Annotated in this window: 20 protein-coding genes; 6 read left to right on the top strand and 14 right to left on the bottom strand. The window is 45.2% G+C overall.

Features of this window, described 5'->3' with window-relative positions; genetic code table 11:
* Window positions 1-80 precede the first annotated feature (80 nt).
* The 4 genes from uvrB (at window position 81) to ACKI5J_RS08260 (ending at window position 5,246) form a co-directional block, all read left to right on the top strand.
* A complete protein-coding gene (uvrB, locus tag ACKI5J_RS08275) occupies window positions 81-2,120 on the top strand; it encodes an excinuclease ABC subunit UvrB (protein ID WP_407428397.1) in 2,040 nt (679 codons plus the stop codon).
* Window positions 2,121-2,123: 3 nt separating this feature from the next.
* The gene (locus ACKI5J_RS08270) at window positions 2,124-2,330 is read left to right on the top strand and encodes a YwbE family protein (protein ID WP_407428395.1); all 207 of its coding nucleotides are present in this window, start codon (window positions 2,124-2,126) and stop codon (window positions 2,328-2,330) included.
* A 77-nt stretch (window positions 2,331-2,407) separates the two neighbouring features.
* Entirely contained in the window at window positions 2,408-2,692 is a 285-nt protein-coding gene (locus tag ACKI5J_RS08265) for a DUF4834 family protein (protein ID WP_407428393.1), read from the top strand.
* Between the two features lie 70 nt (window positions 2,693-2,762).
* Complete coding sequence (locus tag ACKI5J_RS08260) at window positions 2,763-5,246, top strand: YfhO family protein (protein WP_407428391.1); 2,484 nt, start codon at window positions 2,763-2,765, stop codon at window positions 5,244-5,246.
* A 361-nt stretch (window positions 5,247-5,607) separates the two neighbouring features.
* Here ACKI5J_RS08260 and ACKI5J_RS08255 read toward each other — a convergent pair whose 3' ends face one another.
* From ACKI5J_RS08255 to typA, 6 genes are all read right to left on the bottom strand, one after another.
* Window positions 5,608-7,632: a glycosyltransferase gene (locus ACKI5J_RS08255; protein ID WP_407428389.1), complete on the bottom strand. Its 2,025-nt coding sequence runs from the start codon at window positions 7,630-7,632 to the stop codon at window positions 5,608-5,610.
* Between the two features lie 20 nt (window positions 7,633-7,652).
* Window positions 7,653-8,564 carry a glycosyltransferase gene (locus ACKI5J_RS08250; protein ID WP_407428387.1) on the bottom strand — a complete coding sequence of 304 codons (912 nt, stop codon included), beginning with the start codon at window positions 8,562-8,564 and terminating at the stop codon, window positions 7,653-7,655.
* A gap of 48 nt (window positions 8,565-8,612) precedes the next feature.
* Complete coding sequence (locus tag ACKI5J_RS08245) at window positions 8,613-10,106, bottom strand: lipopolysaccharide biosynthesis protein (protein ID WP_407428385.1); 1,494 nt, start codon at window positions 10,104-10,106, stop codon at window positions 8,613-8,615.
* Complete coding sequence (locus ACKI5J_RS08240) at window positions 10,106-11,239, bottom strand: glycosyltransferase family 4 protein (protein WP_407428383.1); 1,134 nt, start codon at window positions 11,237-11,239, stop codon at window positions 10,106-10,108. Before ACKI5J_RS08240 ends, ACKI5J_RS08245 begins: the two co-directional genes overlap by 1 nt.
* 1 nt (window position 11,240) lies before the next feature.
* Window positions 11,241-12,005 (bottom strand): class I SAM-dependent methyltransferase, encoded by a 765-nt coding sequence (locus ACKI5J_RS08235; protein ID WP_407428381.1) that lies wholly within the window; start codon window positions 12,003-12,005, stop codon window positions 11,241-11,243.
* 162 nt (window positions 12,006-12,167) lie between these two features.
* A complete protein-coding gene (typA, locus tag ACKI5J_RS08230; protein WP_407428379.1) occupies window positions 12,168-13,973 on the bottom strand; it encodes a translational GTPase TypA in 1,806 nt (601 codons plus the stop codon).
* Window positions 13,974-14,083: 110 nt separating this feature from the next.
* On the opposite strand from typA, the gene ACKI5J_RS08225 reads away from it, so the two are divergent.
* Window positions 14,084-14,233 (top strand): FeoB-associated Cys-rich membrane protein, encoded by a 150-nt coding sequence (locus ACKI5J_RS08225; protein WP_106295012.1) that lies wholly within the window; start codon window positions 14,084-14,086, stop codon window positions 14,231-14,233.
* Here the strand turns inward: ACKI5J_RS08225 and ispF are convergent.
* Together ispF and porV are read right to left on the bottom strand one after the other, a co-directional pair.
* Window positions 14,223-14,711 carry a 2-C-methyl-D-erythritol 2,4-cyclodiphosphate synthase gene (gene ispF / locus ACKI5J_RS08220; protein ID WP_407428377.1) on the bottom strand — a complete coding sequence of 163 codons (489 nt, stop codon included), beginning with the start codon at window positions 14,709-14,711 and terminating at the stop codon, window positions 14,223-14,225. The genes ACKI5J_RS08225 and ispF overlap by 11 nt on opposite strands.
* Before the next feature lie 83 nt (window positions 14,712-14,794).
* Window positions 14,795-15,961: a type IX secretion system outer membrane channel protein PorV gene (gene porV, locus ACKI5J_RS08215; RefSeq protein WP_407428375.1), complete on the bottom strand. Its 1,167-nt coding sequence runs from the start codon at window positions 15,959-15,961 to the stop codon at window positions 14,795-14,797.
* A 106-nt stretch (window positions 15,962-16,067) separates the two neighbouring features.
* Here porV and ACKI5J_RS08210 point away from each other — a divergent pair, with 106 nt between their 5' ends.
* On the top strand, window positions 16,068-17,639 hold the full coding sequence (locus ACKI5J_RS08210; RefSeq protein WP_407428373.1) for an SUMF1/EgtB/PvdO family nonheme iron enzyme: 1,572 nt from the start codon (window positions 16,068-16,070) through the stop codon (window positions 17,637-17,639).
* A gap of 43 nt (window positions 17,640-17,682) precedes the next feature.
* Here the strand turns inward: ACKI5J_RS08210 and ACKI5J_RS08205 are convergent, their stop codons facing one another.
* Genes ACKI5J_RS08205 through ACKI5J_RS08180 form a run of 6 tightly spaced genes read right to left on the bottom strand, consistent with a single transcriptional unit; the run spans window position 17,683 to window position 23,004 of the window.
* Window positions 17,683-18,345 (bottom strand): DUF4159 domain-containing protein, encoded by a 663-nt coding sequence (locus tag ACKI5J_RS08205; RefSeq protein ID WP_407428371.1) that lies wholly within the window; start codon window positions 18,343-18,345, stop codon window positions 17,683-17,685.
* Window positions 18,342-19,040 carry a 16S rRNA (uracil(1498)-N(3))-methyltransferase gene (locus tag ACKI5J_RS08200; RefSeq protein WP_407428369.1) on the bottom strand — a complete coding sequence of 233 codons (699 nt, stop codon included), beginning with the start codon at window positions 19,038-19,040 and terminating at the stop codon, window positions 18,342-18,344. Before ACKI5J_RS08200 ends, ACKI5J_RS08205 begins: the two co-directional genes overlap by 4 nt.
* A gap of 5 nt (window positions 19,041-19,045) precedes the next feature.
* A complete protein-coding gene (locus tag ACKI5J_RS08195) occupies window positions 19,046-20,371 on the bottom strand; it encodes a hemolysin family protein (protein WP_407428368.1) in 1,326 nt (441 codons plus the stop codon).
* Between the two features lie 8 nt (window positions 20,372-20,379).
* Complete coding sequence (locus ACKI5J_RS08190) at window positions 20,380-20,919, bottom strand: inorganic diphosphatase (protein WP_106295026.1); 540 nt, start codon at window positions 20,917-20,919, stop codon at window positions 20,380-20,382.
* On the bottom strand, window positions 20,906-21,580 hold the full coding sequence (locus ACKI5J_RS08185) for a DedA family protein (protein WP_407428365.1): 675 nt from the start codon (window positions 21,578-21,580) through the stop codon (window positions 20,906-20,908). Before ACKI5J_RS08185 ends, ACKI5J_RS08190 begins: the two co-directional genes overlap by 14 nt.
* Before the next feature lie 44 nt (window positions 21,581-21,624).
* Complete coding sequence (locus tag ACKI5J_RS08180; protein WP_407428363.1) at window positions 21,625-23,004, bottom strand: NADH-quinone oxidoreductase subunit N; 1,380 nt, start codon at window positions 23,002-23,004, stop codon at window positions 21,625-21,627.
* Between the last annotated feature and the right edge of the window lie 26 nt (window positions 23,005-23,030).

Here is a 23,030-nt window from a genome sequence, read left to right as displayed (position 1 = left end):
CGGTTGATTTGAAGTAAATATATGTCCGGAGAGCTTGCTCCTGTTAGACATTGATCCCGATAATATGTATTTTTGAATAGATGGATTTTAAATTAATATCGGACTATCAGCCGATGGGTGATCAGCCCGAAGCCATAAGACAGTTGGTAGAAGGTGTGCGAGGGGGAGAAAACTATCAAACCTTATTAGGGGTGACCGGCTCGGGTAAAACGTTCTCGATTGCCAATGTCATTGAGCAGACGCAAAAGCCCACCCTGATCCTTAGCCATAACAAAACCCTGGCTGCGCAGCTTTACGGAGAGTTTAAGCAGTTCTTCCCGGAGAACTCCGTTAATTACTTCGTGTCGTATTACGACTACTACCAGCCCGAGGCATACATAGCCACTACGAATACCTATATTGAAAAAGACCTCCAGATCAACGAGGAGATAGAGAAACTACGTTTACGAACCACCTCCTCCCTGATGTCTGGGCGGAGGGATGTCATTGTGGTCTCTTCCATATCCTGCATTTACGGCATGGGAAACCCCGAGGACTTTAACAACTCGGTTTTCAGCTTTGCCGTAGGAACCCGGATCAGCCGGAATGCGTTCCTGCACAGGCTGGTGGAAATTCTTTATGCACGTACCACGGCTGATTTCAAGCGAGGAACCTTCCGCGTAAAAGGCGATACAGTAGATATTTATCCCGCCTATCTGGATTATGCCTACCGCATATCTTTTTTTGGCGATGATATCGAGGAGCTTACAGCAATCGATCCGGCTACCGGAAAAACAATCGAAAAGATGACCCATATGGTTGTCTATCCGGCCAACTTATTCGTCACTCCACGTGAACGTTTCACCGAATCTATCTGGGCTATCCAGGAAGAATTGGAAATACGCAAAAAGCAACTGGTGGACGACCAGCGGTTTCTTGAGGCTAAGCGACTGGAAGAAAGGGTCAACTATGACCTCGAAATGATGCGCGAGCTGGGCTATTGCAGCGGTATTGAGAATTATTCACGCTTCTTTGACGGGAGGTTACCCGGTATGCGACCATTCTGCCTGCTTGACTACTTCCCTGACGACTACCTCATGGTCATCGACGAGAGCCACGTCACCGTACCACAGATCCGGGCTATGTATGGAGGTGACAGATCCCGCAAGATGGCTCTTGTAGATTATGGTTTCAGATTGCCGGCTGCGCTGGACAACAGACCTCTTAACTTTGAAGAATTCGAAAGACTTGCACCACAAACCATATATGTCAGTGCCACACCGGGCGACTTTGAGCTGGAGAAATCAGGCGGTGTCGTTGTAGAGCAGGTGATACGTCCGACCGGACTGCTGGACCCACCTATAGATATCCGCCCGGTAATTAACCAGGTGGACGATCTTCTTGATGAAGTCGACAAAACAGTTAAGATGGGAGACCGCGTATTGGTCACCACGCTCACCAAACGTATGTCAGAAGAGCTGGCTAAATACATGGACCGGCTCGGAATCAAGGTCCGTTATATCCACTCAGAGGTAAAAACCCTCGAAAGGGTAGAAATCCTCCGCGGGCTACGTTTAGGTGAATTTGATGTCCTGATTGGTATCAACTTACTGAGAGAAGGGCTTGACTTGCCCGAAGTATCCCTTGTAGCCATATTGGATGCAGACAAAGAAGGCTTCCTGCGATCACACCGGTCCTTGATCCAAACCATTGGACGTGCCGCACGAAACGACCATGGCCGGGTGATCATGTACGCGGATAATATCACTGATAGTATGCGCATCACCATAGAGGAAACCAACCGCCGCCGCGACAAACAGATGCAGTACAATGAACTGCACGGCATCACGCCTACTACCGTAGGGAAATCCAAGGAAGCCATTATTGAGCAGACCTCGGTTGTTGATTTCAAGGGAGGGGTTCAAAAAGTATATACCGGTATGGATGAGGCTGTGAGCATTGCAGCAGACCCGATCGTACAGTATATGTCTAAGGCCGAACTGAAGAAGGCGATAGAGAAGAGCAAGAAAGACATGATGGTAGCAGCTAAAGACATGGACTTCCTGATGGCCGCCAAGATGCGCGACGAGATGTTCGCCTTGGAGAAAATGATGGAAGAACGATTTGGACAAAAGAAATAAAACATGAACGGACAGAACAGAAAAGACATATATCCAGGGCTCGAAGTAGACATTATCCTCAAGCAGGACCAGCGGACCGGCAAATTAACGAGAGGAATTGTGAAGAACCTTTTGACCAGTGCAGCATACCATTCGAGAGGTATAAAAGTGCGTTTAGAGGACGGGCAGGTGGGTCGCGTAGCCCATATTCCCGACCAGGACGAAATTTGACGGAGGTCTTCAAAATGTAAATCTTAGCTTACACTTGTAATAATTCACCTATTTTATCGTCATATTTGTATTAGACTATGACAGCATTACTTAAATTTTTACTGATAACGATCTGCGTGATGTGGCTTTTGCGAATGATAGCAAAGCTGCTACTACCGTTCCTTTTCAAAAAAATGGTCAGCAAAGCGCAGGAAAAGTTCAGAACTTCCTACAATCAGCAAACGTTTGGCGGACAACAGCAATATCGCTCAGAACCTCGAAATAATGGCAAGATTAGCATTGATTTTATTCCCCCTAAGGATAAAGAAGCACGTGCTGCAGATAAAGCCGGCGATTTCATAGATTTCGAAGAGGTAAAATAGGCACTATTCCATATAAGCTATTTGCCATACCCTAAAAAGTTCTATTTTTGATCTCCAATTAAAAGATAGAATGAGTAACTGGTTTAAACGAAATGGCATACATCTGGCCATCATTGCGCTCTTTATAGTATTGTGCTTTATCTATTTCAGCCCTGCACTTCAGGGTAAGGTCCTGTACCAAAGTGACGTGATGCAGGCAAAGGCTATGCAGAGCGAGATCATGAAATATAAGGCGGAAGATGGAAAGGCTCCCCTGTGGACCAATTCCATGTTCGGAGGGATGCCGGCTTATCAGATCTGGGCACAATTCCCGAAGAACTTAACCTCTTACGTCGTTTCCTTCTTCAGCGCCGTATTCCCTAACCCGGTTTATAACGTATTACTCTATCTTTTGGGCGGCTACCTGATGTTCATAGCGTTAAGGGTCAAACCTTTACTGGCTGCCGCCGGGGCCATTGCCATAGCATTCTCGTCTTATAACTTCATCATTATTGAAGCCGGACACACTAATAAAGCCTTCGCTATCGCCTTCTTTGCTCCGATTGTTGCGGGTGTATTGATGACCCTGAGAGGCCGATACCTTTGGGGAGCAGTCATTACCGCTTTTTTCCTGGCCATGGAGATCAGGGCCAACCACATCCAGATGACTTATTATCTGTTCCTGGCTCTTCTGATCCTTGCCGGCATTGAATTATACCATGCCTACAAAAACAAAACACTGCCAGCATTTGGTAAATCCATCGGATATCTGGCTGCTGCGGTTATCTTAGCTGTAGCAGTGAATGCGAGTATGCTATGGGTGACCTATGAATACGGACAGGAAACCATACGAGGAAAATCGAACCTCAGTCAGGATGCCTCAGCCGGGAAACCATCGTCTGGTCTTGACCGTGAATATGCTTATACCTGGAGTCAGGGTGTTGGCGAAAACATTACTTTTTTGATCCCCAATGCCTACGGCGGAGAGTCAGGCCATCGTCTGGATAAAGACTCGGAAGTAGGTAAAACGCTTGCAGCAAAGGGAATCCCTCAGGAACAAGTTGAAGCCGCAGTGCAGCAGTTGCAGCAGTACGGCCTGATCAGCACCTACTGGGGAGATAAGCCTTTTACCTCCGGCCCGTTCTACTTCGGTGCTATCGTTTGTCTGCTCTTTGTATTGGGTCTTTTTATCATCCGTGATCGCATTAAGTGGTGGATAGTTGCAGCAACGGTTCTCAGCTTATTCCTTTCATTTGGTAAGAACCTGCCATTTATATCCGACCTTTTCTTCGACTATTTCCCCCTTTATAATAAGTTCAGGGCGGTTGAATCCATTTTAGTGATCGCCGGTCTCCTGGTTCCCGTACTCGCAGTCATGGCGATTCAAGAAATTGTTTCAGGCAAGCATGATACCAAAGTGCTGCTTAAGAAAGCTGCCTACTCGGTCTACATCACCGGGGGTATTCTTCTGGTTGTTCTGATCCTTCCCGGACTATTCCTGAGCTTTAAGGCAAGTAATCATCAGCAGGTGATCGAAGGACTGACACAAGCGGTAGGCGACCAGGGATTCGCCAACTCCCTGGCCAACGCACTTATTGAAGACCGTACGAGCATGGCGCGGGCAGATGCTTTCCGTTCACTCATATTCGTACTAATAGGTGCCGGTCTGATCTGGGCGCTCATCAAAAAGTCGATCAAACAGGAATATGTGTTCGCCATATTTGCTATTGTGATATTGATCGATTTGTGGGGAGTGGATCGCCGCTACCTCAACAACGAAAAATTTGTTGAAAAAAGCACACTTGAGCAAAGCTTCCAGCCTCGCCAGGTTGACGAACTGATCCTGCGTGATCCGAGCCTCGACTATAGGGTACTGGATCTGACCATTAATACGTTCAGCAATGCAACTACTTCATATTTCCATAAAACAGTAGGAGGCTATCACGCTGCGAAGCTAAAACGTTTCCAGGAAGTACTGGATAAGCAATTCAATAATGCCATCAATGAAGACGTCCTTGATATGCTGAATACCAAATACGTAATCACCAATGATGACAAAAATCAGTCGCAACGTATCCAGAACAGAAGTACTGCCTGCGGAAACGCCTGGTTTATATCCAATGTGCTTTATGTAAAGAATGCTGATGAGGAAATGCAGGGCATCAACAGCTTTGACCCTAAGAAAGAAGCTATTGTACACGAAAGTTTCAAACCGCTTATTGATGTTAAAAAAGCCGGTGCTCCTGATCCAAATGCAAGAATCACCCTAACAAAATACCACCCCGATCATTTAACGTATGAATATACAGCTGGCAAGGATATGATCGCTGTATTTGCCGAGATCTATTATGATAAGGGCTGGAACGCTTATGTCGATGGTGAGAAGATTCCCTATTTCAGAGCGAATTACATCCTTCGTGCCGCTCAGCTGCCTGGGGGAAATCACACCCTTGAGTTCAAGTTTGAGCCGGTATCGTATTATGCGGGGGAAAATATTTCTCTGATCGCTTCGATCCTTCTTATAGGAGGCATTGGATTCGCAGGCTATCGCGAACGTAAGAAAGTAAGCAAGTAAGTTCAACTGATGATATTATGGAGGGATATCCGGTCATGCCGGGTATCCCTTTTTTGTTTTCCCCTTGCTCCTGATATAGTCGAAATGGCAGCTGCGTTACGTTTTTGTCTCGGTAGTTGCTTGTCTCGGGATCACTCTTGTCTCCTCTGAATCTTCCTGGGACCTTCTTCGGATCTTGCACATATTAGCATCGCCCCAACACCCGTCCAGCTACGTACTTGCTTCCTATCAGGGTCGTATCTGCTTCGGCGTTTCTCGAAGCTGGTACGACGTTGGTACGACGTTGTTCGGTAGTTGAATAGACTATGGTGTAAACATGTCCGGATGAAGGTATGATAAAATCGTACAGCTAGTTAGATGATTAGTCGTTAGTTCGCCTATGGCGGAGGTAGTAGGCAGCGAGCTTTATAGTGATCACGACATGATAAAAAATGTTGGGTAGCGTACCATAGTGTTTGCTGAAGATCTGGAAGCGCTCCATAAGGCTCTGCCGGTGTTTTTGCTTTGACATGCCGCCTACAAGATATTTAGCCACATACGAATCTACATACCGAATGTTGTGTGCCTTCTTGATAGCGCTCAGTATCCAATCAATGTCTGCACTGAGCTGATATTGGAGGTCATAGGGCCCGGCAATGGCACGTTTGATATAGATGGCCTGGTGACTGACACTCATTCCGTACCGGAAACTTGAATGGGTTAATCGCTTAGGAGCCTGATGGCGCCTGCGGCCAAGACTTTCCCAGCGTTCGTTATACATCTCCGTTTCTCCATAATAGATATCGGCATTATCTGCCGAATGGAAGATATTCGCTACTGTGTCGGGAGCGTAAATCTCGTCGCCCGAATTCATGAACAGTATGTAGTCGCCACTGGCGAGCGCGAGACCTTTATTCATGGCATCGTAAATACCCGCGTCTTTCTCGCTAACCAGCCTGTTTATCTTTGGCGCATAGCGCTGAAGTGCCTCCAGTGTACCATCGGTAGATCCGCCGTCTATAACAATATACTCGATGTTCTGATAGGTTTGATTAATTACTGAGCGGACGGTACGCTCTATATCTTCCACATTGTTGTATACCACTGTAATTACCGAGAGCAGCGGCCGGAAAGTTGAAGGCTCAGCGTTGCCGGACACCTCGTTATAGACTGCGACGTGTTTAGCGGCAATGACTTTTTCGGAAAAGCGTGCCATGACGGCTTCTCTTGCAGCGATGTTTAGCTGGTTCCGGTCTGTATGCCCGTAGACCCAGGAGATACCGTTAGCAAAGTCGTCTGAGGACTTGTACTTGGCCAGGTATCCATTCTCCTGATGTGTAACCATATCCGGAATACCGCCGGTCGTAAAGGCAACTACGGGCGTTCCGCACGAAAGGCTCTCCATAACTGTATTGGGGAGATTATCTTCCAGTGAAGGTGTCAGAAACACGTCGGCCGCACTGTAACACATGCTCAGCTTCTCGTCATCCGAGATGGTGCCGAGAAATGTAGTGCTTACCGCAAATTCGGGCACCTGGGCGGTGTCCTTATTTCCAAAGATGATCAATTCAACCTCTTGCTTATTAACCATCGATTTGTCGACGAGCATTTGCAATGCTTCCAGGAGATAAGGGGTTCCTTTGTGCAGGTCTTTACGGGATGGCATAAAGCCACTCAGCATGATAAACTTGTCTTCAGGTAATCCGAGGGCTTTACGCGCCGCCTTCTTATCCCATGGACGGAAGATATCCGTTTCCAGGGTATTGGGGATAACGTCTACTTTGGAGTGCTTCAGTAGTGAACTACGGCGTATAGAATCATGCATCCATCGGCTCGGAGCTACAATAGAGAAGTTAAGTTTCTGATAGGCCTTTCGCTTGCGTTTCCAAAGCTTGTGAGACTGATCATCAGGATTTTCGTTTTTAAGAATGGGACAATTGCCGCACTCATTTTCGAAATGATCACAGCTATAGCGAACATGGCACCCGCCCGTAAAGGCGTTGCTATCATGGAACGTCCAGACTACAGGCTTGCCTAGCTTACTGAGGCCGGCTAAATCTTCGGGACGTAAGAAGGCGTGATTGATCCAGTGAATATGAATGATGTCGGCTTCCTGCACCGCCTTGTTCCGGGTGATATCTTTTCCGCAGACAGATGCTGAAAATGGAATCTTCAGCGGTTTTGAAATATAAGACGAGTAGTAGCGCTCGAATAAAATAGCAAATGCGGAAAGACCACGTGAGATCAGCGAACCTGAGAAGGTTTGGATTTGCGGATTTGAACCAAATTTATAGTAAACCCAGACCTCTGATTGTACTCCCTGGGCAAGCAAAGCCCGATGCAATCTGAGACACGCCCGGCCGGCACCGCCGTTCCCATCGTATGTGTTTAAATGAACTACCCTCACCGTTCGTAAAAATACATCTTTTACCTGGCTTTGAGCTTGGTAATAACATGGTTGAAATACCGGATACTGCGTTTGAGCAGGCTTCCCTTGCGGTGCTTAAGGAAATTCTTCAATATAGCGAAGGCTTCGGGGTGTTCTTCGATTTGCTCAGGGTAGCTGGTGATTCTCTTTGGATAGATGGGGCTGCGGTAGATCTCGCCGACTGCCGAGTGTACACCGGTGCCGTCGTGACCGATATTATCGATTAACGAGACACGCGGGTTCAGCGAAAGTCCTCCATTCAGGAACACGGACGCATACCAGCGAATGGCCCATGAATTATTTTTGCCCGCCTTAAATTGTTTCATGTGCTTCCAGAAATTCATGGCTCCCTCCACCTCGAAAGCATGCTTGGACTCTTTGTCAAATTTGCTCATCAGCAAGTCGATATCCGGCTCAAAAAACTTCCATGCCCTGTCCCAGGTGGCCCAGGCCTGGCTGCTTGCTATGCGCAGGAAGAAGGTTTCGGGAAGAGTGTTCTCTTTGAGGTTGTACATATATGCGGTGATATGCATCACCTGATCGACATGCTCGTACTTTCTCAGTCCTTCGTTGAAATACTGGAGTGTGTGTGGCGAGGTGATGACATCGTCCTCCAATACGATCACTTTGCCGTATTGCGTTGAAAGACGCGTAACGCCGTCGATGACAGAATTGGCTAATCCGTAGTTATGAGGTCGTTTTACCACCTCCACACTTTTGAAGCCCTCTACACTGGCAATCAGCTCACGAACTTCATTTACTTTTTCCTCATCCCCGGGCCGGGCAGCATCTGAAAAGATGAACAGACGTGACTCTTCTGCCAGAAAGTTTTTCTTCAGAAAAGCGATCGTACGGCGTGCGTGATCGGGACGGTTGTAAACGAATAAAGCTATAGGTGCCAGATTTTGCATAGTATGCAAAACTAACAATTTTCTGTATCCGCAAACAGTGAAAGATAATTACTTAAGGCCTGCTTTAGTAAGGGCATTCCTGTATAATTCATTAATATCTTCGGAGATATGGAAGCCGAGGATGGAGCCGGTGAACACCAGCGTGGCGGCCACCGAACGCAGAGCGATATCCAGAAGAATATTATCGATGACGGGCATGTAGAAACCGACGGCTAGACTCAGGGCAGAGATCAGCAGCACAGCCAGGTACTTGGCATCGAAGGGCTGCAGCTTGAACTTAACCAGGATGAACAACCAATAGAGAAAGTTCAGGATGACCATGATCAAGAGATAAGATAATGCAGCGCCGACCAGACCGAAGTGCGGAATCAGCAGCCAGTTCAGGAAGGCGCATACGAAAACTGCTGCCGTGATCATATACGTGGTATAACGGTAATACCTGGAGAAGTTGATGATCTGGCCATTCAGCCCCCCGGTAATGTCGACCAGGAAGGTCAATCCTACAATGACAAAGACCCAGAAATACTGACTATATTCGGGTCTGTTCATCAGGAAAAGAATATGATCGTAGTTGATGATCAACCCGATAAGCAACAGGCATCCAATAATAAACTGGACAAGCGATGTCTTTTTGTAGATGCGATCAATCTTTTTAAGGTCGTTTTGTGCCCAGGCTTCTGAAACGATTTGGTACGAGGTTCGTCCAAGTGCCTTGGCAGGCAGGCTGATGACAACGGCTATCCCGAAAAAGGTACCATAGATACCTACGAGCTCCAGTGACCTGTCGGCTATCACGCTTAGCATCAGCACGGCCATACCCTGAACCAGGCCAAACGAGCCTCCGCTTATGACAGAGAATAGTCCGTAGTTCAAAAGCTCCTTACGATGCGACTTTACTTCGGGGGTGATAGGCGCCAGCTTAAAATGCTTGCCTTTGGCAATATGGTACCACAGCAAACATGCGATTAAAGCGTTTGCGACGAGATAGGCATGTAGAAACCCGTCATAACCGAACCATGTAGCGCCCATCATCAAGACGGTAATGCTGGTGATGAAGCGAAGAAGGAACTCCTTGAGGAAAGCTGAAAATACATTTTTAAAAACGGTACGGGCCAGGCTCTCCAGGATGGTGAACAACAGAGTCAGGAAAGATATCGGAATGAGATAGTAATAATGCTGCACCATCAGTCCGCCTCCTGCCTTGTCTTCATATTGGTTCATCACGAAGCCTTTGAATAATACGAATAGCAAGGTGAAGGCCAGAAAGCTAAGGGTACTCCACAGCACCACGAGCGATATAAAGCCTTTGTGGGTTTTATCTTCAGTGCGGAATACCGGAAAATATTTGAGGATAACTCCATTGATGCCCAAAGAGGCGATCTGGGCGTAGAGTCCGGAAACCGTTATCACAAGGGTATAAAAGCCTATTTCCTCTTTGGTGAGGATACGCTGGAATAGAATGACCAGGTTCAGAAAACCCAGTACCGTACCGGCGTATAAAATAATGCTGTTATAAAACCCCTGCTTCTGTAATAGGTTCATTAGGAGTACTTGTATTTTTTTGCGATTGCGTCTTCGAGTATGGAATTTAGCCTGGCGATGCGGTCGGAGAGCGTGTAGTTTGCCATGATGTGCTTTCTGCCCTCGCGTCCCATCGCTGCTGCTTGCTCGGGGGATGAAAGGATCATGATCATTTTCTCCGCCATTCCTGCTGTATCGTATTCGTTGACCAGATAGCCGGTTGTTCCTTCGATAACCGCTTCCTTGATCCCGGCGTGCCGGGTACTAACGATAGGCAGACCCGCTGCTGCGGCTTCCAGAATGGTATTAGGAGTACCTTCCATATCTCCATCGGGCGGTGTAACCGAGTGCTGGACGAAGCAACAGCTCTGTTTTAGCAGCTGGCTGATTTCATCGGATGGCAGCACTCCGGGGAATTCTACCTGATCAGCGATACCGAGTTCCTGAGTAAGTGCCTTTGATTCTTCCAGCAAGGGACCTCCTCCCGCCATGACCAGCCTGGCCTCAGGAAAGCGTTGCAAAACTTCGTAAAAGGCTTTTATAGTTGTTTGGGGGGACTTCTTGCTGACAAAGCGGCCAACGAAGAGAAAGTTGCTGCTCCGGACTGCTTTTTCATCCGACGGGGCAAAACGTTCTGTATTGATTCCATAAGGGTTCAGCACCAACTTCTCCTGCGGTGCCCCGAGCTGATGCAGGCTATTGATCATATCATTGGATACACCGATGATGGTTGCAGCATATTGGAATGCGCGACGGTACCAGTCTTTGTATTCGTTGATTGTTGGACGATGGTGCGCATCGGCCCCATGAAAATGGATCACTAATGGGATATCAGCGAGCTTACAGGCCTCGGTTACCATGGCTCCTGTTGTGCCGTATTCGGCCAGTACGACATCTATCTTTTCCTTTTTCAGATAGGTCATCAGCGCTTTTGTGCGCACTGGAATATCTCGTTTCTTTAAGACCCGCTTCTGAAAGAGATAGCTGGCGATGCCCCAGAAAGTGGGAATGAGAAAGCTTCCGTCTTCCTTGTAAAGCGGAAAAGCGCCCCCGTAGAGGATCTTTTTCTCCATCGGCAGGAAATCGATATGAGACTGGATGAAGGTCTCCGAATAGGTGGAAGGATTGGGTTTGATAATGCAGAGTTTAGCCATGTTACTTCAGCTTATTTCTGACATAGGTACGTCGGAGCAAACTGCCCAGCCTGTACATACCTTTATTGATGATCCGCCTTGATCTTTGCTGCAGGCTTACAGGTTTCTGATGAAAGAAGGCAGCTTCGAAATTATCGTTCTTCTCCAAAACGATATGTGCATAATCTCCCTGGTTCCAGATGTCCTTAATCTGATAGAGCAGTACGTCGGCCTGTATGTCGGAAGCGAGCTTACCGATTACATCGAAGGAGATATGCTCGTCAACAGGCTGCATGGTTTCAGGCTTGTGTTTTACTGACCATTTGAGATAGTGAGGGGTTGGCACAGACAAAAATAGCCGGCCTTTGTTGTTCAGCAGCTTCTTGATGGATGCGTGTACCACGGGGCGGTCTGACACGGCGATGTGCTCGTAGACGTCCATGAAAACGACCAGGTCAAAAGGGGTGTCATAAGTATCTTCTGTAAGAATACCACTTGTGAACTTAAGCTTCGAGCTCCCGAACAACTTGTCTGCAATTTGAATGGAATGGGTGCTGATGTCTATTCCGTGAACGTCGGCATCGGGCCACTGCTTACTCATGCGGGCGCAGATACTGCCTATTCCACAGCCTACTTCCAGTATACGCATCGGCTTTGCTGGTGCATATCGGATGAGTGTACGCCAGGCTTCCTCAATTCGCGGATTGACCTTGATATAATCGTTTAGCTTGTTTTGAACATGCTCATTATAATAGGTAATGACATGTTCGGCCGACTGCTCCTGCATTTTTAGTAGATTAATTTCCGAAAATACTAAGATTCCCCTTAACGAAAATAAAAAAGTAGTGTCGGAAGGGTAACAGATAAAGGCGGCACTGCCGATGTGGTTGAATAAAAAAAGGCTGGATCATTATGAACCAGCCTTTTAAACTATTAATGAAATTATCTACTAAACAAATTTCTTGGCGTTGATCTTACGTTCGCCTTCATTTAAGTAAATTTTGCGAAGACGCATGCTCTTTGGAGTGATTTCAATATACTCATCGCTTTGGATATACTCCATTGCTTCTTCCAATGAAAACTTGATAGCTGGCGCGATACGCGTGTTATCGTCTGTACCGGATGCACGCATGTTAGTAAGCTGCTTTCCTTTGGTCAGGTTGATGACCAGGTCATTCTCACGGATATGCTCTCCCATGATCTGTCCTTCGTAAACCTCAGTTCCCGGATCGATGAAGAAACGGCCTCTGTCTTGTAGTTTATCGATCGCATAAGCAGTGGTAGTACCCTTATCCATAGAAATCAATACACCGTTTGATCTTCCAGGGATTGTACCTTTCCATGGCTCATAAGCCTTGAAACGGTGCGCCATGATTGCTTCACCAGCCGTTGCTGTAAGCACGTTATTTCTTAAACCGATAATACCACGGGCAGGGATATCAAACTCCAGGTGCTGTAAGTCGCCTTTAGGCTCCATAATCAACAGTTCACCTTTACGCTGTGTTACTAATTCGATAACCTTACCGGAAACTTCTGAAGGAACATCAACGATTAATACTTCAATAGGCTCGCATTTTACTCCGTCAATTTCTTTCAGAATAACCTGTGGCTGTCCTACTTGTATCTCATAACCTTCACGACGCATCGTTTCGATTAGTACAGATAAGTGCAGGATACCTCTTCCGTAAACCAGATAGGCATCAGGAGATTCTGTTTCGATAACCTTTAATGCGAGATTTTTTTCCATCTCTTTGTAAAGGCGGTCACGAAGGTGACGTGAGGTTACGAACTTACCTTCTTTACCGAAGAACGGCGAGTTATTGATGGTGAACAACATGTTCATTGTTGGCTCATCAATATGTATGATTTCAAGCTGCTCAGGATTTTCGAAGTCGGCAATAGTATCGCCAATATCAAATCCATCAATACCTACAACAGCGCAGATATCGCCCGCTTTAACTTCTTTTGCTTTGATTTTTCCAAGACCCTCAAAAGTGTAAAGCTCTTTAATACGTGACTTCTGAATGGTACCATCGCGTTTTACTAAAGATACCGGCATATTCTCTCTGATCTCGCCTCTGGCAACGCGACCAATAGCGATACGTCCAACGAAAGAAGAATAATCAAGAGAAGTAATCTGCATTTGAAGCGTTCCTTCTGAAACTGGTGCCGGAGGAATGCTTTCTAAAATTGCGTCAAGTAATGGGAAAATGTCTTCTGTCTTCTGTCTCCAGTCAGTGCTCATCCATCCTTGTTTGGAAGAACCATAGATAACTGGAAAGTCAAGCTGATCCTCGGTTGCCTCAAGGTTGAAGAACAATTCGAAGATAGACTCATAAACTTCCTCAGGGCGGCAGTTTTCTTTGTCAACTTTGTTTACAACCACAATGGGCTTTAATCCTAATGCTAACGCTTTTTGCGTCACAAAACGTGTCTGAGGCATTGCTCCTTCGAATGCATCAACGAGCAAAATCACACCGTCAGTCATCTTAAGAACCCGCTCTACCTCTCCGCCGAAATCGGCGTGACCCGGGGTATCGATGATGTTAATTTTTACTCCCTTGTAGTTTACGGATACGTTTTTCGCTACAATAGTAATTCCTCGCTCACGTTCAAGATCGTTATTATCTAAAATTAACTCTCCTGTTTGTTCGTTGTCTCTGAATAACTGACAAGAGTGTAAAATTTTATCAACCATCGTAGTTTTACCATGGTCAACGTGTGCTATGATTGCAATGTTTCTGATATTCTGCATGTAATGCCCTAAAAAATTTTTTGCAAAGGTACGATTTAATTCATAAAATCCCGCGTTTGAACATTAAAATATAATGACAATCAGGGAGTAATAAAACTTTATCTTTGTGTATGGATACACAGGAGATTATCGTTTTGATCTTATTCCTCCTCGCAATAGCGTATATAGGGCGGCTAGTTTTCAGAAGTTTGCGCTCGAATAAAGGCTGCGCAAGCGGTTGTAATAAATGTGGCGTCGACTTTACTGACGTTAAGCCGTAAGGTGTTTTTCTATTAAACAAACCGCATAGGCCACCACTCCTTCTTCCCTGCCGATGAATCCCATCGTTTCGTTGGTAGTGGCTTTTATCGAAATATCATCTTCACTGATACCAGCTGCTTCGGCTATGTTTTTCTTCATTGCCGGAACGTGTGGATTAATCTTTGGAGCTTCAAGACAAAGCATAGCGTCGATATTTCCTATCTTCCAACCTCTTTCTGAGATCAGGCGAACACACTCCGTTAAGAGAAGAGCACTGCTGATGCCTTTCCAGCGATCGTCGGTGTTGGAAAAATGAAAACCTATATCTCCCAGGTTAGCTGCACCCAGCAACGCATCACAAATTGCATGCAATAACACATCTGCATCTGAGTGACCATAGGCTCCCGAATGATGATCAAGATGAACTCCTCCGATAATGAAGGGATGGTTCTTCTTTAATTGATGTACATCAAAACCAAATCCAACTTTTATTTTCATGTCTATATTTTTATCAAACCTACTAAACTTTAACGGATCAACAGGCTTTATGGGGTTTTAATCGTTATCAGCTTATGTATCCGTTATTGGAACGCATACATAAGCGAGATTCGCAGAGAGTTGGCTAATGGGCTGTTGGGGACAGTTGAAAAAAGATAGGAGAAGTCAATTTTCATGAAAGAATGTTGATAGCCTGCTCCGGCTGTAAGATATCGTCTATTGCCCTTATCAGGACTTTCATAAGAAAAGCCTCCGCGGATGGCCAGCCTCTGATAAATAAGATACTCGAGACCTATTCCAACGCTGACTTCGCTTATTTCTTCGGAAAATCCGCCTGGGGCGTCCGAAAAAGAGCCTAAGATACCCGAAACCACTGATCGTTCGGTGTTTCTTCCGGCGACAATCTCCCCTTCAGCATTAAGCCTGGGCGGTGTCGGCACCAGCAGCTTATTTAAATCCAGCGCTACCAACAGCTGTTGGGGAGACCCGGGGTTAATGGTAAGCGCCGATCCGAGCTTCAGGTTAGTAGGCAGGAACATGTCTTCACCGCTATTCAGATAGGATAATTTGTTTCCTATGTTGGAGATGTTCATCCCAAAAGCCAGGCCATGAGCCCGTTTTCCTATAACTATCTCACTTTTATGATATGCGGAGATGTCGACAGCGAGAGCTGTAGCCGAGGTTGAGGACTGGCCGTTAACTCCTGTCAGATCGGGAATATTGGAAGAGATAAAGCGGAAGGTGGTAGCCAGAGACAAAGCAGATCCAAATCGCCGGGCGTAAGTGGCGTCAAATGCGAGGTCTGTCGCCCGATATGATCCTAACGATGAAAAGAGCTCATCACGGAGCTGAATTTCTCCCATCGAGAAGTATTTTGCGGAGATCCCCAGGGCACTTTTATTGTCTATCTGATGATAGCCGCCTAAATAGGTTATGTACATATCTGTGCTAAGCTCACGCAGCCAGGGACTGTAGGATATGGCCACTGCTGCCTTCTCCTCTGCATAGGCGATCTTCGACGGATTGGAGTATAATGCGTTGGCATCAGCCGGCGTCGCGACCCCAGCGTCTCCCATGGCTCCGATTTTGGCATCTGGAGCTATTCGTAAAAATGGTACAGCTGTTGGAATCTTTCGGGAAGCAGCGGAGGCGGATAGGCCATTTGCGGAAGATTGAGCGGTTGTTTCCAGTACGTAGAGCCAAAGCAAGACGAAGACAAGTAAGAAACTTCGCAACGAACAAAAGATCATGTATAAATGTAGAATATATTTGGTAAGAACGCTATATATAGGCTGCAATCTCTTTTGGGTTTAAGTGATTATTCCTATTATTGCATTTCTCTGTTTTATATACTGAATGAAAAGATTATCAATACTTTTTACAACCGGAATTTTAGGGCTTGCTTGTTTAGGGCTTGGCTGTAAAAGCAAGGTTTCTTCGAATACAGGCTGGGCATATAACGATAGCAAAAATGGGGGATTTACCGTCGCCAAAAACATAAAGCCGGCACCGGGGCCGGGACTGATTCCGATTGAAGGGGGAACGTTTGTAATGGGAGGCAGTTTGCAGCAGGATCTGGCGTACGAAAATGATAATCTCAGGAGGCGGGTCACTGTACCCTCCTTTTATATGGATGAAACAGAGGTCTCTAATGTAAACTGGGGGGAATATCTGTACTGGATACAAAGAAACTTTCCGGATGACCGTGAATACTATTACAATGCTCTTCCGGATACACTGGTATGGCGTCGCCCTCTTTCCTATAATGAGCCTTATGTAGAGAACTATCTGCGGCATCCCGCTTATCAGGATTATCCGGTAATTGGGATCAGCTGGGAACAGGCAAAAGAATATGCGGAATGGCGTACCGACCGTGTCAATGAACAAATTCTTCGTTCCCGCGGTATAATGGTAGATTTCAAAACGCTTTCTAGTAAGGGAAATAAAGTGGAGGCGACTAACGAACCGTTCAATACTGACATCTACCTCAATGGTCAGTACCAGGGAGAAGGTATTAATGGCAGGAGAATGCCAAGGGACCTTAATCCCGCTGCCGGAGCGGAAGGATCAAGAGGCAGTGCGAATGTACGGCGGCCTGTCAGAAAAGAAGATGGTGTATTACAAGAGCATTACCGCCTGCCTTCAGAAGCAGAATGGGAATATGCTGCGCTGGCGCTTGCTGGAAACACCTCGGATGAAAACATAGCAGATGGAAAGATTTATCCCTGGAGTGGTCTTGGGGTTCGCTCCTCTTCCAGGAAGACACAGGGCCTGATCATGGCCAACTTTAAAAGGGCTGCGGGAGACAACATGGGTACGGGTGGAGCTTTGAACGATAAAGCTGACATAACCGCACCTGTAAGAAGCTATATGCCGAATGACTTCGGGTTGTATAATATGGCTGGAAATGTAAATGAGTGGGTTGGCGACACTTATCGTAAGATGTCATATGAAGAGTTCGATGACTTTAATCCTTTCCGTGGAAATGAATATTTGAATAAACGGATTGAAGATGTCGGCAAAGGGACATATGCGAAAGATAAGTATGGACGGCCAATAAAGGAACCGGCTACTGCTCGCAGAAAACAAACCTGGGCGGAGCTTAATGGGCAAGTTGACACCACAAAAGGAAATTCAGGTGCGGCCTTCACCCATGATCTGCGGGGTTACAAAGATACGGTGAACCAGGAACTCTATGGCGTTACTACTCTGGTGAACGATCGTTCAAAGGTATATAAGGGCGGATCCTGGAACGACCGTGCTTACTGGCTCAATCCGGCGACTCGCAGGTTCATGCAACAAGATGAAACCAGCGCAGAGGTTGGCTTCCGGTGTGCAATGAACATGGTTGGTTCTGCTGAGATAAATAGTATAGGAAAGAAAAAGTTTAAGCAACCACGTTCCAGAGCTAATACCAAGGTGAGATAAGTGCTCTTGGACTGGCCTGCGGCTGTTATGACTTCCCTTCTTCTTATCTGCCAAAAGCAAACTGGAGTATATTCGCGCCCATTTTAAGCGCTTTGAGACGTGTGTCTTCAGAGTCTCCTGGATAGGTTCCGGGGTCCTCCCAACCGTTACCCAAGTCAGCTTCGTATGAATAATAGCACACTAATCTGCCTTTGTATACGATTGCAAATCCTTGGGGTCGTTTCCCGTCATGCTCGTGTATCTTAGGCAAACCGGAAGGAAAGTCGAACTTCTGGTGGTAAATAGGATGTGTTAACGGAAGCTCAACAAAGTCGAGCTCAGGGAACACTTTTTTCATTTGCGGACGAACGTATTGGTCTAATCCGTAATTGTCATCAATATGGAGAAATCCACCTGCCAACAAGTAATTCCGTAGGTTCTTTGCTTCGGAATCGGAAAACTGAACATTCCCATGGCCTGTCATGTAAATAAAGGGGTACTGAAACAGGGTGGAACTGCCTACATCTGCTATTGCTTCTTCAGGATGGATGTTCGTGCCAAGACGAGAATTAGAAAATGCAATTAAGTTGATAAGTGCGGTGCGGTTTCCATACCAGTCGCCGCCACCATTATATTTCAACCTGGCAATTTTATAAGATGGGGCAAACGTAAATGCCAGGATCAACGGAAATACAATGAGTACTGCCAAAGACCGTCTGTTTATCATCTATTCAAGAAGTTTATTTCAAAACAAGCTTCAAGCGCAGCGGTTTCCGTACGAAGCCTGCTGTTGCCCAAGCTGATAGGCATACACTGGCACTTTAAGGCTAGCTCCAACTCATCGGGTGAGAAGTCACCTTCAGGACCGATTAATATTGTATAACTGTCCTCAAGGACGATCAGATCTTTCAATTGGCCTTTCTCGCCATCCATACAATGAGCGATATACCTTTGACCGGTTAGTTGCTTGATGAAGTCTTTGTATTTTATCGCTTCGTTAAGCTTAGGATGGTAGGCTTTAAGTGATTGTTTTACCGCCGATGTTATTACCTTATCCAACCTTTCTTTCTTCACCTCCTTCCTTTCAGAACGATCGCAGATTATGGGCGATATCTCATCAATTCCAATCTCCGTGGCTTTCTCTAAAAACCACTCTAAGCGCTCCATGTTCTTCGTCGGAGCGATTGCGATATGCAGATTATGGTTCCTTTTCTGATATTCCCGGGTTTCATTGACAACTTTCAGCTGGGTCCTTTTTGGATCAGGAGTAACAATCACAGCTTCAAACAAACCGCCCCGACCGTCAATCAAACGAACAACATCATCTTTTTGCAACCTAAGCACCCTGATGCAGTGTTTGCTTTCATCAGGGTTCATGAGATACTCATTTCCTGAAATATCCGGTGTATAGAATAAATGCATAAGAGCTATCGTTCATCAATCGTGTCTTCCTGATTTATTACGAGATCAAGCTTTACGGATTCAATATTTTGCTCCGTCTTTTTCATAACGGTGATGATATATCCGTAAAATTCCTTGCGCTCACCTACCTCTGGTATCTTCCCGAATAAATCACCAACAAGACCTCCTACAGTATCGTAGTTTTCGTCCTCCGGTAGATCATGAGGAAGATATTCGTTCACGTCATATATCGACGCGGAAGCGTTAACAATGAATTCGTGCTCTGAAACCTTTTCAACAATAGGCTTTTCCTCATCAAATTCGTCTTGTATCTCCCCAACGAGTTCCTCAACAATATCTTCGAGAGTTACCATTCCAGCAGTCCCGCCGAATTCATCAAGAACGATTGCAATTTGAATACGGTTTAACTGAAATTCGCTCAATAGATCATTGATTTTCTTTGTCTCAGGAATGAAGTATGGCTTTCTGATAATATCAGAAACCAACATGCTTTTCTTGTCTGCAAGAATCGGCAGAATATCCTTTGCATGAATAACACCAACGATTTTGTCAATCGTTTCGTCGTAGACGGGTATTCTGGAATAACCCTCCCGTACAACAGTAGCAATCACATCTTCGGGGGTTGCCGTAATTTCAATTGCCGAAATCTTTGTTCTGGGAACCATTATATTTTTGACAACCCTCTCGTTAAAGTCAAAAACGTTCTTGATTAACTCGTGTTCATTGCTGTCCAAGGCACCACTCTCTTTCCCTTGTTCAAGAAGGTATTGAAGCTCTTCGGAGCTGTGTGCTGCCTCATGCCCACTGATAGCATGTATGCCGATCAGTTTCAGCAATAGATTGGCAAAGCCATTTAGCAGCCAGATAAAAGGCCTGAAAAGCATATAGAAGAAGTGAAGAGGCAGAGAAATTGCCATTGTCACTCCTATAGGTTTCTGGATGGCTATTGATTTAGGAGCAAGCTCCCCAAATACAATGTGAAGAACAGTAATGGTACCAAACGCGATAATAGGCGCCGCGGTTTTAGTAAACGAAGCTACAAATTCAGGATTTGATCCGAACGCATACAAAATATTTTGCAGGATATGCTCCATCACTTCTTCCCCGACCCAGCCTAAACCCAAAGATGCAAGCGTAATACCTAACTGCGTTGCTGCAAGGTACCCATCCAAATGCTGGGTAATATGCTTAGCGGTCTTAGCTATGCGATTACCCGACTTAGCATGGATTTCAATCTGAGAGGCCCTGACTTTTACGATAGCAAACTCCGCCGCTACGAAAAAGCCGTTCAGTAATACAAGGAAAAAAGTCCAAAATATCTGGATTCCCATTTATAATACTATCCTTTATATGTTTTATCGTACAACTCGATAGACTCCTGGATTACTCTGTATGCCTCCTCTTTTCCCATCAACTGCTCTATGGTGACGTTCTTATGTTCAAGAGCTTTATAATCTTGAAAAAAACGTACAATTTCTTTCATTGTATGAGGAGGTAAGGCAGAGAGATCATCAATGTAGTTTACTGACATATCATTCTTTGCAACGGCAATAATCTTATCATCCTGCTCACCGTTGTCTACCATATGCATGACCCCAATGACTTTAGCTTCGATAAGGGACATCGGGAATACGTCTGCTGAACATAACACCAAAATATCCAACGGATCCTCGTCGTCACAATAGGTTTGAGGAATAAATCCGTAGTTAGCAGGATACATTACTGATGAAAAAAGTATCCGGTCGAGGCGCAACAGTCCCGACTCCTTGTCTATTTCGTATTTTGCTTTGGAGCCTTTGGGAATCTCTATGATTGCGTTAACAAATTCAGGTAGTTGCTTTCCTGGTGTTACACTATGCCAGGCATTAGAATTGCTCATTGTCTTGATTATTTTCGTTCATTTGAATAATTTCTTTTTTGTTGTCTCTTTTGAAATAGGCTAGTACTAGAGGGATGGCCGTTATAACGATAAATCCCACGATAATGTATAACAAATATTGGTCAATTTGTTTCTCGAATCTTTTGCCAAGAAAAAAGCCCAGCAGGGTTAATGAACCTACCCATAGTATCGCCCCTAATACATTGTAGAGAGCGAATTTTCGGCCGTCTAACTTAATCATACCTGCAACTATGGGTGCAAAGGTTCTTACAATTGGGATAAACCTGCCCATGATGAGAGCGAATGCGCCCTGTTTCCTGTAATATGCTTCGGCTGCAACAAGATATTTCTTCTTAAAAAACATAGTATCCTTCCTCAGATAGAGCACCGGACCCGTCTTTTTTCCAAACCAATAGCCGACAAAATTGCCGGCAATGGCTGTTGCCATCAAGCCGAATACTAAGGTGTAGATTGATACATCTAATTTATCCGTAGCAACAAATAAACCTGCAAGGAACAGAAGGTAGTCGCCCGGTAAAAAAAAGCCAAAAAACAACCCTGTTTCTGCGAAAACCACAAATAACAGAAGATAGAACCCTCCTTCTCGAAGTAGAAGCTCGGGGTTTATAAGATGTTGGAGATAATCCCAGAATTCGTACATAATGAATATTCGTAAATCTACGAATATTAAATAATTATTTAACGTTAAATCAAGCCTGCGATAAAATCCGGATACACTCCCAATATGATCGTTACAAGAGCAGAGAATCCTAAAACTATCTTGAAATAAACGGAGACTACCAGTTCCTTACGATCCTCCGGCTTAAAGTACATCGCTACGATCACGCGGAAATAATAGAAAATACCCACGATTGCATTCAGTACCGCGAATATAACAAGTACCACATGATACGAGGCCAGAGCCCTGGAGAACATCATGAATTTCCCGATAAAACCGGCTGTAAGTGGAATTCCGGCCAGGGATAGCATGGCTATGGTAAGCGTAAGAGCTAAAAATGGATTTTTCTTTGCCAAACCGTTGAAGCTGTCGAAGCTGTCGTTTCCAACTTGTTTTTGCATCAAAATAAGTACCCCAAATGCAATTATAGACGCAACGGAGTAAGCTGCCGCATAAACAAAAACTGCATTGTCTGAAGATCCATTTAATGCCAGCAGGGAGAACAGCATATAACCAACATGTGATATACTGGAATAAGCTAACATTCTCTTAAAGTGCTGTTGGTAAACTGCGGTAATGTTTCCGATTAGCAATGAAAGGACAGCGAGTGTAATGATGATGGGAATCCAGAAATCCTGAATAGGCGCAAAGGAAAACATAATTAACCTAAGAAAGGCCGCAAACCCGGCAGTTTTCACCACCGTGCTCATATAAGCAGTAATTAGCGATGGAGAGCCTTCGTAAACGTCTGGAGCCCAGAAATGAAACGGAGCCGCTCCAACTTTAAATGCCAGTGCAATAATCAACAGAGTAATTCCTGTATAAAGGAGAGGAGATACACCTGCAGGGTCGTTTAATATATATTGCTTGATCATCTCAAGATCGAACGAACCCGATGCACCATAAATTAGCGTAATCCCAAACAGCAAAATTCCCGTAGAAAACGCTCCCATCAGGAAATACTTTAATGCCGCTTCGTTAGAGGCGAAATCTTTCTTCTTGATACCTGCCAGTATGTACATACATATCGACATGATTTCAATACCGATAAACAACATCGAGAGATTATGGTAGGAAACCATCAGAATAATACCAGCAAGAGAAAAAAGTATCAAAGCATAGTACTCGGCGACGTTCGAGCTGATCTTTTCAAAGTAATTTTTTGAAAGTGCTAAAATCAAAATGGTTGAAAAGATCGTGATGCCTGAAAAAGCAACCGCAAAGTGATCATACAGCATCATATTGCTGAATATCGGCACCTGATTAGTACCCCATTCCATGAAAGAAAGAACCAGGGCAGCTGCAAGACCTAGTAGTGCAACAGGCAACAGGGCCTTGTTTGCTTTATATAAGCCAAGGTATAATAGAATTAATGCTAAAACAGTTATCGTGATTAATGCGCTCATTTTTCTTTATTCTGTGTCCCTCAATC

The organism is Arcticibacter sp. (assembly GCF_045629565.1).
Taxonomy (GTDB): domain Bacteria; phylum Bacteroidota; class Bacteroidia; order Sphingobacteriales; family Sphingobacteriaceae; genus Arcticibacter.
This window is presented reverse-complemented; position numbering and strand designations above follow the sequence as displayed.

Coding starts and splice junctions, on each gene's coding strand:
- ACKI5J_RS08270 (WP_407428395.1), top strand. CDS start 2,124: ATGAACGGACAGAACAGAAAAGACATATATCCAGGGCTCGAAGTAGAC.
- ACKI5J_RS08260 (WP_407428391.1), top strand. CDS start 2,763: ATGAGTAACTGGTTTAAACGAAATGGCATACATCTGGCCATCATTGCG.
- ACKI5J_RS08185 (WP_407428365.1), bottom strand. CDS start 21,580: ATGTACGAATTCTGGGATTATCTCCAACATCTTATAAACCCCGAGCTT.
- ACKI5J_RS08200 (WP_407428369.1), bottom strand. CDS start 19,040: ATGCATTTATTCTATACACCGGATATTTCAGGAAATGAGTATCTCATG.
- ispF (WP_407428377.1), bottom strand. CDS start 14,711: ATGAAAATAAAAGTTGGATTTGGTTTTGATGTACATCAATTAAAGAAG.
- ACKI5J_RS08225 (WP_106295012.1), top strand. CDS start 14,084: ATGGATACACAGGAGATTATCGTTTTGATCTTATTCCTCCTCGCAATA.
- uvrB (WP_407428397.1), top strand. CDS start 81: ATGGATTTTAAATTAATATCGGACTATCAGCCGATGGGTGATCAGCCC.
- ACKI5J_RS08250 (WP_407428387.1), bottom strand. CDS start 8,564: ATGCAAAATCTGGCACCTATAGCTTTATTCGTTTACAACCGTCCCGAT.
- ACKI5J_RS08190 (WP_106295026.1), bottom strand. CDS start 20,919: ATGAGCAATTCTAATGCCTGGCATAGTGTAACACCAGGAAAGCAACTA.
- porV (WP_407428375.1), bottom strand. CDS start 15,961: ATGATCTTTTGTTCGTTGCGAAGTTTCTTACTTGTCTTCGTCTTGCTT.
- ACKI5J_RS08265 (WP_407428393.1), top strand. CDS start 2,408: ATGACAGCATTACTTAAATTTTTACTGATAACGATCTGCGTGATGTGG.
- ACKI5J_RS08245 (WP_407428385.1), bottom strand. CDS start 10,106: ATGAACCTATTACAGAAGCAGGGGTTTTATAACAGCATTATTTTATAC.
- ACKI5J_RS08240 (WP_407428383.1), bottom strand. CDS start 11,239: ATGGCTAAACTCTGCATTATCAAACCCAATCCTTCCACCTATTCGGAG.
- ACKI5J_RS08235 (WP_407428381.1), bottom strand. CDS start 12,005: ATGCAGGAGCAGTCGGCCGAACATGTCATTACCTATTATAATGAGCAT.
- typA (WP_407428379.1), bottom strand. CDS start 13,973: ATGCAGAATATCAGAAACATTGCAATCATAGCACACGTTGACCATGGT.
- ACKI5J_RS08195 (WP_407428368.1), bottom strand. CDS start 20,371: ATGGGAATCCAGATATTTTGGACTTTTTTCCTTGTATTACTGAACGGC.
- ACKI5J_RS08205 (WP_407428371.1), bottom strand. CDS start 18,345: ATGATAAACAGACGGTCTTTGGCAGTACTCATTGTATTTCCGTTGATC.
- ACKI5J_RS08180 (WP_407428363.1), bottom strand. CDS start 23,004: ATGAGCGCATTAATCACGATAACTGTTTTAGCATTAATTCTATTATAC.
- ACKI5J_RS08210 (WP_407428373.1), top strand. CDS start 16,068: ATGAAAAGATTATCAATACTTTTTACAACCGGAATTTTAGGGCTTGCT.